Source organism: Arsenophonus sp. PmNCSU2021_1 (genome assembly GCF_036919435.1).
GTDB lineage: Bacteria > Pseudomonadota > Gammaproteobacteria > Enterobacterales > Enterobacteriaceae > Arsenophonus > Arsenophonus nilaparvatae.
In genome coordinates this window covers 228,794-242,552 of the sequence record NZ_JAZHPL010000003.1, presented here as the reverse complement: position 1 = coordinate 242,552, position 13,759 = coordinate 228,794, and the positions used below count along the sequence as shown (strand labels likewise).

Annotated in this window: 8 protein-coding genes and 1 pseudogene; 3 read left to right on the top strand and 6 right to left on the bottom strand. The window is 37.7% G+C overall.

The annotated features are described in order from the left end of the window. Window positions 1-40: 40 nt before the first annotated feature. The 3 genes from guaA to V3224_RS03535 all read right to left on the bottom strand — a co-directional run bounded on the left by guaA (window position 41) and on the right by V3224_RS03535 (window position 4,330). On the bottom strand, window positions 41-1,618 hold the full coding sequence (gene guaA / locus V3224_RS03545) for a glutamine-hydrolyzing GMP synthase (protein WP_334468563.1): 1,578 nt from the start codon (window positions 1,616-1,618) through the stop codon (window positions 41-43). Between the two features lie 64 nt (window positions 1,619-1,682). Further along, on the bottom strand, window positions 1,683-3,146 hold the full coding sequence (gene guaB, locus V3224_RS03540; protein ID WP_334468762.1) for an IMP dehydrogenase: 1,464 nt from the start codon (window positions 3,144-3,146) through the stop codon (window positions 1,683-1,685). Between the two features lie 209 nt (window positions 3,147-3,355). Beyond that, window positions 3,356-4,330, bottom strand: coding sequence for an IS701 family transposase (locus tag V3224_RS03535; protein WP_334468201.1), 975 nt, complete (start codon window positions 4,328-4,330; stop codon window positions 3,356-3,358). Between the two features lie 608 nt (window positions 4,331-4,938). Here V3224_RS03535 and V3224_RS03530 point away from each other — a divergent pair. Beyond that, window positions 4,939-5,361, top strand: coding sequence for a hypothetical protein (locus tag V3224_RS03530; protein ID WP_334468562.1), 423 nt, complete (start codon window positions 4,939-4,941; stop codon window positions 5,359-5,361). Between the two features lie 74 nt (window positions 5,362-5,435). Beyond that, on the top strand, window positions 5,436-6,785 hold the full coding sequence (gene xseA / locus V3224_RS03525) for an exodeoxyribonuclease VII large subunit (RefSeq protein WP_334468560.1): 1,350 nt from the start codon (window positions 5,436-5,438) through the stop codon (window positions 6,783-6,785). A gap of 71 nt (window positions 6,786-6,856) precedes the next feature. Here xseA and V3224_RS03520 read toward each other — a convergent pair. The 3 genes and pseudogenes from V3224_RS03520 to V3224_RS03510 form a co-directional block, all read right to left on the bottom strand. Continuing rightward, a pseudogene (locus V3224_RS03520) lies at window positions 6,857-8,948 on the bottom strand (S9 family peptidase). Between the two features lie 280 nt (window positions 8,949-9,228). Continuing rightward, the gene (locus V3224_RS03515) at window positions 9,229-11,508 is read right to left on the bottom strand and encodes an NADP-dependent malic enzyme (protein WP_334468558.1); all 2,280 of its coding nucleotides are present in this window, start codon (window positions 11,506-11,508) and stop codon (window positions 9,229-9,231) included. A gap of 315 nt (window positions 11,509-11,823) precedes the next feature. Further along, window positions 11,824-12,798: an IS701 family transposase gene (locus tag V3224_RS03510; protein ID WP_334468556.1), complete on the bottom strand. Its 975-nt coding sequence runs from the start codon at window positions 12,796-12,798 to the stop codon at window positions 11,824-11,826. 178 nt (window positions 12,799-12,976) lie between these two features. Between V3224_RS03510 and V3224_RS03505 the strand changes: the two genes are divergently transcribed. Continuing rightward, window positions 12,977-13,597: a response regulator gene (locus tag V3224_RS03505; RefSeq protein WP_334468555.1), complete on the top strand. Its 621-nt coding sequence runs from the start codon at window positions 12,977-12,979 to the stop codon at window positions 13,595-13,597. Window positions 13,598-13,759: the final 162 nt, after the last annotated feature.

Sequence of the window (13,759 nt, the reverse complement as noted above, 5' to 3'; positions counted from 1 at the left end):
CTGGGTTGTTAATATAAAGTTATTTTGGCAATCGGCGTTTTTATTCCCACTCAATCGTCGCTGGTGGTTTGCCGCTAATATCGTAAACTACTCGAGAGATGCCGGCCACTTCATTGATAATTCTATTTGACACCCGGCCAAGAAAATCATAAGGCAAATGGGCCCAATGGGCAGTCATGAAATCAATAGTTTCAACCGCGCGCAATGACACAACCCAGTCATATTTTCGGCCATCTCCCATTACGCCAACAGAGCGTACCGGCAGGAAAACGGTGAAAGCTTGGCTGACTTTATGATAAAGATCAGCTTTATGTAATTCTTCAATGAAAATGGCATCTGCCTGACGTAACAGATCACAATAGGCTTTCTTCACCTCACCAAGTACCCGCACACCTAAGCCTGTGCCAGGAAATGGGTGACGGTATAATATGTCACAAGGAAGTCCTAACTCCAGGCCTACTTTACGCACCTCATCTTTAAATAACTCTTTTAATGGCTCAACTAATCCCAGTTTCATTTCTGCTGGTAAGCCACCCACGTTATGGTGAGATTTAATGACATGCGCTTTGCCGGTTGCTGAAGCGGCAGATTCGATTACGTCCGGATAAATAGTACCCTGAGCCAACCATTTTACTTGCGTTTGTTTCGCCGCTTGCTCATCAAATACTTCAATAAAAACGCGGCCGATCGCTTTACGTTTTAATTCTGGCTCATCAATCCCTGCCAATGCGCTAAGAAAGCGCTCTTCTGCGGCCACATGAATAATATTAAGATCAAATTTACCGGCAAACATGGCCATAACTTGCTGCGCTTCATTTAAGCGTAACAAACCATTATCAACAAACACACAAGTGAGCTGCTTACCAATAGCACGATTGAGTAATAACGCAGTAACCGATGAATCAACACCGCCTGATAATGCCAGAATAACCTGATCATCACCAATCTGAGCCTTCAAGCGCTGTACCGTATCTTCAACAATCGCCGCCGCCGTCCAACGAGCTTCACAGCGGCAAATATCTAATACAAAACGCTGTAGAATAGCTGCTCCTTGATGAGTGTGAGTCACTTCAGGATGAAACTGAAAACCATAGAAACGCTTTTTTTTATTAGCCATAATGGCAAATGGGCAGCTATCGGTACTGGCGATAACTTTAAAATCAGCTGGAATTGCCGTCACTTTATCGCCATGACTCATCCAGACATCTAGCAGTGGTTTACCATCTGCACCTAAGCTGTCATAAATATCGCGAAATAGTTCACAGGATTGTTGAATGGACACCTGGGCATAACCAAACTCTCGCTCGCCAGACACCTCAACTTGCCCACCTAATTGGATGGACATCGTTTGCATGCCATAACAAATACCTAATACCGGAACGCCAGCCTGAAAAACATACTCCGGTGCACGTGGGCTATTTAGTTCGGTGGTACTCTCCGGCCCGCCAGAAAGAATAATTCCATTAGGATTAAATTCACGGATCTGTGCCTCAGAAACATCCCAAGCCCAAAGTTCACAATAAACGCCAATTTCACGAATACGACGAGCAATTAATTGAGTGTATTGTGAACCAAAATCGAGGATCAAAATTCGGTATTGATGAATGTCAGTTGTCATCTAAAGATAATTCCAAAACAAATAATAATTTGACGGTTTATAGCAAAAACCGCTAATAAAATAATTAACCTAAACGATAATTAGGTGATTCTTTGGTGATGGTAACATCATGTACATGACTCTCTTGGATACCGGCACCACTAATACGCACAAATTCTGCTTTGCTTCTTAATTCATCAATAGTGGCACAACCGGTCAGTCCCATACAAGAACGAAGACCGCCCATTTGCTGATGAACAATATTCTTCAAAAATCCTTTATAAGCAACCCGTCCCTCGATGCCTTCAGGTACCAATTTATCTGCAGCATTATCGGTTTGGAAGTAACGATCGGAAGAGCCTTTCGACATTGCACCTAATGATCCCATTCCTCGGTAGGCTTTATAAGAGCGTCCTTGAAACAAGATAGTTTCACCTGGTGACTCCTCAGTACCGGCAAGCATTGAGCCAACCATAACGCAAGAGGCACCGGCAGCCAGTGCTTTAGCAATATCACCCGAGAAGCGAATACCGCCATCGGCAATTATCGGTATATTCATACCTCTCAGCGCCTCAACGGCATCGGCAATAGCAGTGATCTGAGGTACACCAACACCAGTGACAATTCGCGTTGTACAGATAGAACCCGGGCCAATACCGACTTTCACCGCGCTGGCACCTGCTTCAACCAAAGCTTTAGCCCCTTCGCCAGTGGCAACATTACCACCAATAATCGGCAAATTAGGATATTTTGCTCTCGTTTCACGAATACGTTGTAAAACTCCTTGTGAATGTCCATGGGAAGAGTCAATTAACAACACATCAACACCGGCTGCCACTAATGCCTCAATACGTTGTTCATTATTCGCGCCAGCGCCAACCGCTGCGCCCACTCTCAAGCGACCTTGCTCATCTTTACACGCATTGGGCTTGCGTTCAGCTTTCTGAAAATCTTTTACTGTGATCATACCAAATAGGTGAAAGTTATCATCAACCACCAATGCTTTTTCAATACGTCTTTCATGCAATTTCTGCAAAACCACATCACGGGATTCACCCTCTTTGACCGTGACCAAATGGGGTTTAGCTGTCATAACCGCCGTAACCGGCTGATCCAAATCCGTCACAAAACGGATATCACGGCCAGTAATGATACCAACCAATTCTTTATTATTATTAACCACAGGATAACCAGCAAAACCATTACGCTCAGCCATTTCATAAACTTCACGAATTGTGGTTTCGGGTGTAACGGTAACCGGATCGATAACGATGCCACTTTCATACTTTTTAACGCGGCGAACTTCTTCTGCTTGACGCTCAATTGGCATATTTTTATGAATAAAACCAATTCCACCCTCTTGGGCTAATGCGATAGCTAAATCTGATTCAGTCACAGTATCCATGGCGGCAGAAAGCATAGGAATATTTAAACGGATCGAGGCAGTTAATTGGGTTGATAAATCAGCAGTATTAGGCAATACATCTGAGTGTGCAGGAACTAACAATACATCATCGAATGTTAGTGCTTCTTTCTTAATACGTAGCATAAGCAATATCTCACCAGGCAGGATTTGGAAAAAGATAAAATATTGCAGCGATATTATACATGACAAAATTTATTGACTCCAGTACTTTCTCACTAAAATTCATTTTTAGCTGACAAAAACGCATAATACTATGATCAAATTTAGATTTTTGCTTGTAAATAATTTATTTATTAATCGAGTTATTTAATTAACACGAGTTTCGCACAAAACTAATTTGGGTACGCTAATAAAACACGGATTTGCTCAGTAATAGCACTTTTGATTACGTCCCAATTTTGTTGATAAAGGGTTATTTTTTCAGATATACGACGTTTATGTTGTTCAAACCACGCAGAAATAGCGAGAAAAATATGATTTCTTTGCGCTCGGCTCGTGCGAGCCTGACAGCGTTCAATACCACAGTTTTGTTTAACTTCTCGATGATAAACTTCAACAGACCAACGGGCATCCATGATAGATTGGACGTATTGACGGGTGGGATTCTCTTTGTTTGTTACTATGTAATCAATACGGCCGTTTTTGGCTGTAAATTTGAAAACGGTTACCCAACCATATCCTCGCAAGTGTATTGACGTTCCTTCTTCTGAGATGTCTAACTTGTTCAGTTGTTTGTTATGGTTAACAATCCTATTTTTCCTCAGCGTGGTTACCCAGATCCAACCATGAGAGCGAATTGATTTCAGGTTATCCAGGCTAGAATACCAAGCATCCATCACTACCGCTTCTGGCATGATCCCTCTTTTTTTAGCAAGAGTGAGCATTTCGGAAAAGTGCGTGTTTTTTGTTTTTCCATCAGAATCTTTATCATAAATACGATAATTGATAGGAATTGATTCAACCTTCGTCAGATCATGCCAAAGCAAATTAACTAAACCTATGCCAGCAATAACATCATGTTCATTACCTGAATATTGATAATGGACCATCTCTATTTTTTTACTACGTGTTTTGGCAATCAATGTATCATCGGCAATTAGTACGCAAGGGCTTTTTTTGTCTATAGAAGGTTCAACTAATCGCCATAGGTCTTTAGGTCTAAAACATCTACTTTTTAGCCATCGGCTAACAGTGTCATGAGATAAAGGCGATGGGCTTACTTCTGATAACGCTAAACCAGAGTATCTTAAACTGCTTACTTGTAAGAATGTTTTATAGATATCTTTAATACATGGATAACCCGACAAAATATGAACACCCTGATTTTTTCTTGTTTTTAAATTTATACTTCTTTTTTGGAGATTGCGAAACTCGTGATTAATTTTAAAGCAAATAAATATTACATGAATTAGGTACATTGCTTAATTTATTCTGACTAACCCGCCTCTTTTTAAAATTGATTACTTCCATACAATATGGTTAAAGTTAACGGCTTAAACGTAGGAAAGTTATGTTCTCTATCAGTAAAATAAACTTTAATACATTACCTAATTATCAATCCGATACCCAAAGAGCTACTCCCCCACTTTCGACTATCGAAAAACAACATATTCATTTCCTGGATTCACTCTATGCAAATGAAAATATTAGTTACCCGTTACACTCTTATGATGAAGCTTTAGCACTTTTAACACCACTCTACGATAAAGATTATATTGAAAATAAATCTAAAATTAATTTTGTATCAACAATGAATGAATACAATCAATAGGATGCCTATAAAAAATGTAGCTTTATCGATTGGTATACTATTCGGGATTATCAATATAGCAGCTATGCTTATTTAAATAATATACTAAAGCTAGGCACTAGTTTCAATCATCATCCTTTAGTTAAACAACTAGCTCAAGCGCTAATGCATTTATCCCTACTTGATAATTACAATAATAAATTTACCCCCACTATGCTTTATCGCGGTGAGGTAAGAAAATTTTTAGATATGATCTACTTAAAAGTAAATGATCCTTACACACCCACTTCGTTTTTCAGCACCACTAAAGAGCCCGATGGTGTAATACCTTTTCTTAAAAACATCCAAACATTAGCTGATGACGAGGTTAACGTATTATATGAAATCCAACATACAGAACCTCTAGTAGGTGCCAAGATTTCCGATTTATTAAAAGATGATCAGCAAGAAGTTTTATTCTGGCCAAAAACAGAATTTATTATCACCAATATTAAATATATTGACGATAATAAAAGTTTCACTGTTCAAATGAACACCGCCAATATTGAACAACATGAATGGGATAATTACTTATACGCTCTATTTTGATTCTATGTATAATAGAAATAATCGCTGCTAACATTTAACCATTAATTTTATTTACAAGGTGTTGCTAACTTAACATGTTAACTTCAGAAAATAGTGGAATTTATTCGGTTAGCCAACTTAATCAATCGGTTCGGCAATTACTTGAACTTCAAATTGGCAGAATTTGGCTTAATGCAGAAATCTCTAATTTTTCTCAGCCAGCTTCCGGCCACTGGTATTTCACCTTAAAAGATGAAAAAGCGCAGCTACGTGCTGCGATGTTTCGCGGCCAAAATATTCGCGTCAATTTTCGACCACAAAATGGTCAACAAGTGTTAGTTCGAGCGACTGTTACCATGTACGAGCCAAGAGGAGAATACCAATTAATTATCGAAAATATGCAACCTGCGGGTGATGGATTATTACAACAACAATTTGAGATATTGAAACAGAAACTTTCAGCTGAAGGACTATTCGCACAACATTACAAACAAGCACTACCAATGCCAGCCAAACGCTTGGGGGTTATTACTTCAGCAACAGGCGCTACATTACATGATATTTTAAATATCTTAAAACGCCGCGATCCTTCATTACCTGTCATTATTTATCCCACCGCCGTGCAAGGAGAAGATGCACCACGACAAATTATTAGTGCTATTGAGTTGGCCAATCATCGCCGAGAGTGTGATGTCCTGATTGTCGGCCGAGGTGGTGGTTCATTGGAAGATTTATGGGCTTTTAACGATGAAAGGGTCGCCAGAGCAATTTTTGCTAGTCAGTTACCAATTATTGCAGCGGTTGGTCATGAAACCGATGTAACTATTGCTGATTTTGTTGCCGATTTACGAGCCCCAACACCCTCAGCTGCAGCAGAATTAGTCAGTCGCAATCAACAAGAATTACTCCGTCAGTTACTTGAACAAAAACAGCGATTAGAAATGGCGATGGACTATTTCATGGCGCGTAAACTACGTATCTTTGGTCAATTACAACATAAATTACAGCAGCAACATCCTGAACTACGGATAACGCGCCAACACAATTATCTGATCCAATTACAACAAAAACTTGTTAATGCCACACAACAATATTTGCAGCAAATAAATCGTCAGCAATATAACCTTGAACAACGTTTAATATTATGTGATCCGCGGCCACAACTACAAAATTGTCGCCAACGTTATATTCAGCAGCAATTTCAATTAAAACAATTAATTACTCAAATACTAAGCCAATATCGTGAAAAATTTAGTGTCAGTTGCTCCCGCCTTGAAGCAGTAAGTCCATTAGCAACATTAGCCCGTGGTTATAGTATTAGCGAATCACCTAATGGACAGGTTTTAACCAAAACACAACAAATACATATTGGAGAAACATTAAAAACTCGCTTACAAGACGGTTGGCTTGAAAGTAAAATCCTATCGATCAATAAAATTGCTTAATCCAAACAAATTATCATCTATCAATATGATTTATTAGCCTTATATTAATTATCATATAAGGCGACAAAAATTTATTGAACATCAAAATCAGGAAAATATTTTTTATTATCATCTAGCATCAAGATAAAAGAATATTCCAATGCTGTATCTTTTAGACGATTAAATCGACCCGATTTACCACCATGGCCGGCTTTCATATTTGTTTCCAGCAATAAGACAGTGTTACCCACTTTATACTCTCTTAGTTTAGCCACCCATTTGGCCGGCTCCCAATATTGGACTTGTGAATCATATAACCCCGTCGTAACCAATAAATTAGGGTAACGTTGAGATTTAATATTGTCATAGGGACTGTAAGATTTTAGTCGAAAATAAGCGTCCTGCGCAGCGGGATCACCCCATTCATCATATTCACCAGTTGTTAATGGAATAGAAGGATCAAGCATGGTTGTCACAACATCGACAAAAGGAACTTGAGCGACAACGCCTCGATAGAGTTCCGGTGCCTGGTTAATTACCGCCGCCATCAATAAACCACCAGCACTTCCACCCATTGCATATACCCGTTTGGGATCACCATACCCCTTTGCAATCAATATTTTGGTTGCATCAATAAAATCACTAAAACTATTGGCTTTATTTTCAACCTTCCCTTGTTGATACCAGGCTTTGCCTAAGTCGCCGCCACCACGAACATGCACTATTACATAGACAAATCCCCTATCCAATAAACTCAAACGCGGTGAACTAAAAACCGGATCTACATTGATACCATAAGCACCATAGCCATAAATCAAAATCGGATTTTTGCTTTTTTGCCATCGATCTTTACGATATACCAACGAAACTGGCACTTTAGTGCCATCTTTTACCTGAACCCAGATACGTTCACTGGTATAAAGTGATTTATCAAATCCATTGACTTGTTGTTGTTTTAGCAATTCACGCTGTCCAGTTAGCATATTTATCTGCATAACAGATATTGGGGTAGTTAGTGAAGAATAACCATAACGTAAAGTCTCGCTATCAGGCTCTGGATTATAATCAATCCAGGCACTATATACCGCTTCATCAAATTGAACTATTTTTTGCTGTTTGGTCTGCCAATCTATCTGTCGAATATTAACTAAGCCATTATGACGCTCTGCAACAACCAACGGTTAAAAAGCGCAAAATTTTCTAAATCAGTCTCTTTATTCGGTGCAATAATTGTTTGCCAGGGCTGGTCAATTGATTGAGTAGCATATAACCCAAATTGCTCCAATTGATGGTTAGAGCGAATATAAAAATTATCACGAAAATGATCTAAATCGTACTCACGTCCCGTTTGGCGAGGGGAAAATATTTTAAGTGATTCAGCGGGGTTATTAGCATAGATTAATCGATATTCAGATGTTTCTGTACTACTAATTGCTAGTAGAATATACGCTTTTGAGCTACTTTTTGTCATGCTCAAGTAAAATCGGTCATCATTCTCCTGATAAACTTTTTTATCTTCAACCCCCCCTCTAATCCATATTGATGACAATATACTTGATAAGGTAATAATGTCTGTGGGTGGTTACGAATATAATAGAGAGTTTGATTATCATTAGACCATACAATATTACCAGAGGTATTTTTAATTACTGCATTCTGCCATTTTTTACTAGCTAACTGTCTAAATTAAACCTCAAACTGACGACGACCTTGAAAATCTTCGACAATTGCCAAATGATTATTATCTTCAGAAACAGCAATACCACCCAAGGTATAAAATTGATGTCCCTTAGCACGTTCATTACCATCAACTAATATCTGCCAATCACTATTTTGGTTGACAGGTTTACGTTGATAAACAGGATAATCTTTACCTTCTTGATAAAGGGTACGATAAATATAACCATTATAGGTATAAGGCACCGATTGATCTTGCTGCTCCATACGAGCGACCATCTCGCCAAATAATTGCTCTCTTAATACGGTGCCAGACTTTAATACCGCATTGGTATATTGATTTTCATCAGTCAAGTATTTGATAACTTTTTTATTTTTTCTCGTATCATCACGTAGCCAATAATAATTATCAATGCGGCTATCACCATGTAAAACCATTTTGGGTGGTTGCTTTTCTGCCATTGGAATTATCATTTTTTCTCCTGCCAAACTGGTAAACGCTATCATATTTAATAATGATATCAATAGCATAATGTTCAAATATCGATAGAAAAAGCGCTGAGTTAATTGCATATTTATTAGAACATCCTGCTGGCAAATTTTTAGTTATTTAATAACCCAAAATTAATAAATAAAGGCCTATGATACTAATAGATAAAACAACTATTTTAAATAAATATTTAAACAATTAATCAACAAAATTAACGGCTATATTTTATCTTGCCATAATATAAAAAACCTCTGTTGTTGTGAGTAACAGAGGCCCAAATTTGTGGTTAGTTTTATTCTATAATGGTTGAGTTTGTGCTTCCGCAGCAGCTAGCGCAACCATATTAACGATACGTCGTACCGATACAATCGGTGTTAATATATGTACTGGTTTTGCTACTCCCATTAATACCGGCCCCACAGTGACGCCATTAGAACTGGTAACACGAAGTAAGTTATAACTAATACGCGCAGCTTCCATATTAGGCATAATCAGCAAATTAGCTGATCCTTTTAATGTACTATCCGGCATAATATCTCGCCTAATGTTTTCAACTAATGCTGCATCGCCATACATTTCCCCATCAATTTCCAACTCAGGATCGGTACGTTTGACTAATGCCAATGTTTTACGCATTTTTTGTGCTGATGGACAGTCTGAAGAACCAAAACTTGAACGAGATAATAGTGCCACTTTAGGCTCAATACCAAAACGCCTTACCGCCTGTGCCGCCATTAAGGTAAGTTCCGCCAGCTCCTCAGGGGTTGGATTATCATTCACGTAGGTATCTGCAATAAAAGTATTGCCAGTTGGCAACATCAGGGCATTCATTGCACCGGCTACTGAACTATTCTGCCGGAAGCCAAGCACATTTTTTATAATGGTAAAATGTTGATTATAACTACCAGCAGTACCACAAATCATGCCATCGGCTTCACCTTGGCGGATCATCAGAGCACCAATTAAGGTTGGGTTATTGATCACTTCTCTACGCGCCATTTCCTGCGAAACACCATGGCGTTTCATTAATTGATAATATTGTTGCCAATAGGTTTTAAAACGCGGATCATTTTCATTGTTAATCAACTCAAAATCTTCACCAATTTTAATTTGTAACCCAAGCTTTTCAATTCGCTTTTCAATCACACTGGGTCGACCAATTAAAATCGGATAAGCCAAACCTAAGGATACTAATTCTTGGGTTGCATGCAATATTCGTTCTTCCTCACCTTCTGCTAATACAATCCGTTTTTTTTCTTTGCGGGCCAGAGAAAAAATCGGCTTCATAAATAGGTGGGTGCTATAGACAAACTCATTAAGTTTTTCTATATAAGAATCAAAATCTGTAATTGGTCGTGTTGCTACACCAGATTCCATTGCCGCTTTAGCGACTGCTGGCGCAATTTTAACAATTAAGCGCGGATCAAAAGGTTTTGGGATAATATAATCTGCACCAAATTTTAACTCCTGATCACCGTAAGCGGAGACAACAACGTCATTCTGCTCGGCTAATGCCAAATCAGCAATTGCCTGAACACAGGCTAGTTTCATCTCTTCATTAATCGTGGTTGCCCCAACATCCAGCGCGCCGCGAAAGATAAAAGGAAAACAGAGTACATTGTTTACCTGATTAGGATAGTCAGAACGCCCAGTGCAGATAATCGCATCAGGCCGTGCTGCTTTTGCTATTGAAGGAAGAATTTCTGGCTCCGGATTGGCTAATGCTAAGATAAGTGGTGCATTAGCCATCGATTTTACCATTTCCGCAGTCAACACACCCTGCTCTGAGCAGCCTAAGAAAATGTCCACGCCTGGGATAACATCCGCTAGAGTACGTAAACCATTATCTTCACTTGCATAAGCGGCTTTAGTTTCATCCATCACTTCATCGCGGCCACGATAAATAACGCCTTTTGAGTCACAGACAATAATATTGCTACGATTAAGACCTAATGCAACCAATAAATTCATGCAGGCGATAGAAGCAGCACCTGCACCTGAAACAACTAAGCAAACCTGGTCAATTTTTTTATTAACAATGCGTAAACCATTCAATATTGGGGCGGTTGAAATAATGGCAGTACCATGCTGATCATCATGGAAAACAGGGATTTGCATTTTTTCACGCAGTTTTTTCTCAATATAGAAACATTCTGGTGCTTTAATATCTTCCAAATTGATTCCGCCAAAAGTTGGCTGCAATGCGGCAATAACATCGATCAGTTTATCCGGGTTAGATTCGTCTATTTCAATATCAAATACATCAATGCCGGAAAACTTTTTAAATAAAACACCTTTTCCTTCCATAACCGGTTTACCAGCCAAAGCGCCAATATTTCCCAGTCCTAACACTGCGGTACCATTAGAAACTACGGCCACTAAATTAGCCTTAGCTGTATATTTGTAAGCGGTCAAAGGATCAGCTACGATTTCAAGACAAGGATAAGCAACACCGGGAGAATATGCGAGGGCCAGATCTCGTTGTGCCGTTAATGGCTTAGTCGGTGTAACTTCAATTTTACCTGGTTGGGGAAACTCATGAAAATCTAGCGCACTTTGTTTTAATTTTTCATCCATTGTGTGCCCTTAGGGAATTTTTATTAGAAAAGCATCCCCATTATAGTAATCTCTATCAATGAAATCATAACATATACAACAATTTCGGTAGAAACTAGCTAAACTTGAACATTCTATCAACAAAATCAATATAACTAAATAATATTGAAATTAAAATATAAAACTGGTGACCTTTATATTATTAATTTTTTTATAATCATAAAATTTAAGACTATTGAATTTAAAATTATAAAATTCAATGTGTTTTTTATTTAAGATAATTACCTTTTGGTTATTCCATTAATATTGTTTTTCTTACACGAGTTTCGCACAAAACTAATTTGGGTACGCTAATAAAACACGGATTTGCTCAGTAATAGCACTTTTGATTACGTCCCAATTTTGTTGATAAAGGGTTATTTTTTCAGATATACGACGTTTATGTTGTTCAAACCACGCAGAAATAGCGAGAAAAATATGATTTCTTTGCGCTCGGCTCGTGCGAGCCTGACAGCGTTCAATACCACAGTTTTGTTTAACTTCTCGATGATAAACTTCAACAGACCAACGGGCATCCATGATAGATTTGAGGTATTGACGGGTGGGATTCTCTTTGTTTGTTACTATGTAATCAATACGGCCGTTTTTGGCTGTAAATTTGAAAACGGTTACCCAACCATATCCTCGCAAGTGTATTGACGTTCCTTCTTCTGAGATGTCTAACTTGTTCAGTTGTTTGTTATGGTTAACAATCCTATTTTTCCTCAGCGTGGTTACCCAGATCCAACCATGAGAGCGAATTGATTTCAGGTTATCCAGGCTAGAATACCAAGCATCCATCACTACCGCTTCTGGCATGATCCCTCTTTTTTTAGCAAGAGTGAGCATTTCGGAAAAGTGCGTGTTTTTTGTTTTTCCATCAGAATCTTTATCATAAATACGATAATTGATAGGAATTGATTCAACCTTCGTCAGATCATGCCAAAGCAAATTAACTAAACCTATGCCAGCAATAACATCATGTTCATTACCTAAATATTGATAATGGACCATCTCTATTTTTTTACTACGTGTTTTGGCAATCAATGTATCATCGGCAATTAGTACGCAAGGGCTTTTTTTGTCTATAGAAGGTTCAACTAATCGCCATAGGTCTTTAGGTCTAAAACATCTACTTTTTAGCCATCGGCTAACAGTGTCATGAGATAAAGGCGATGGGCTTACTTCTGATAACGCTAAACCAGAGTATCTTAAACTGCTTACTTGTAAGAATGTTTTATAGATATCTTTAATACATGGATAACCCGACAAAATATGAACACCCTGATTTTTTCTTGTTTTTAAATTTATACTTCTTTTTTGGAGATTGCGAAACTCGTGTCTTATATTCTTGCAATGTTTTATTTTTTCAAAAAACTTTAAAGACTAATAATTAAAATCAGTTGTAAAAACCCATTTATTTCTACAGGCATTTAAAAAGGAATATACTATGTCTAATCATTCAATAATGTTGGTTGATGAACATCCCCTAATACGTCATAGTTTAAAACAACTCATTAAAGCTGCAGATGAATTTAGTGTCGCCGGTGAAGTAAGTAATGGCGTTGATGTTATTAATATAGCCAATCAATTAAAGCCAGATATTATTATGATGGATATTAATATATCTAACATGTATGGTCCTGAAGTTATTCGTCAAATTAGAAAAGAGGGGATAAAATCTTATATATTAATTCTTTCTTTTTCTGCTAATAGAATTGATGTTTATAATGCTATCGATGCTGGTGCTAATGGTTATTTATTAAAAAATTGCGAATTAGATATGTTACTTAATAGCCTGAAAAGCGCCGCAAATGGTTTACCCGTTTTTAGCAATCAAATTCATCAGTATTTAAATAATCGTCATCAATATCAAGATCCACTTTCTTCATTAACAAAACGTGAATTTGAAGTATTACGTGAAATTGCTAATGGATTAAAAAATAGAGAAATATCTAAATCTCTTTTTATTTCTGAAGAAACAGTCAAAGTACATATTCGTAATTTGCTAAAAAAACTTAATGTGCGTTCTCGCTTGGAAGCCAGCCTAGTTTATATGCGCGCTAAATAAACTTAACATAGATAAAATATCATTAAAGGATGAAGAAATGATTTATTAAAACATCATCATCTAACACATAGTATATTTATATGCATTGCTTAATTAACACATCATTTTGTGTGATGTAGAATATATTTTATTGAATTTTTTTATAATCGATTTCTAATAAAT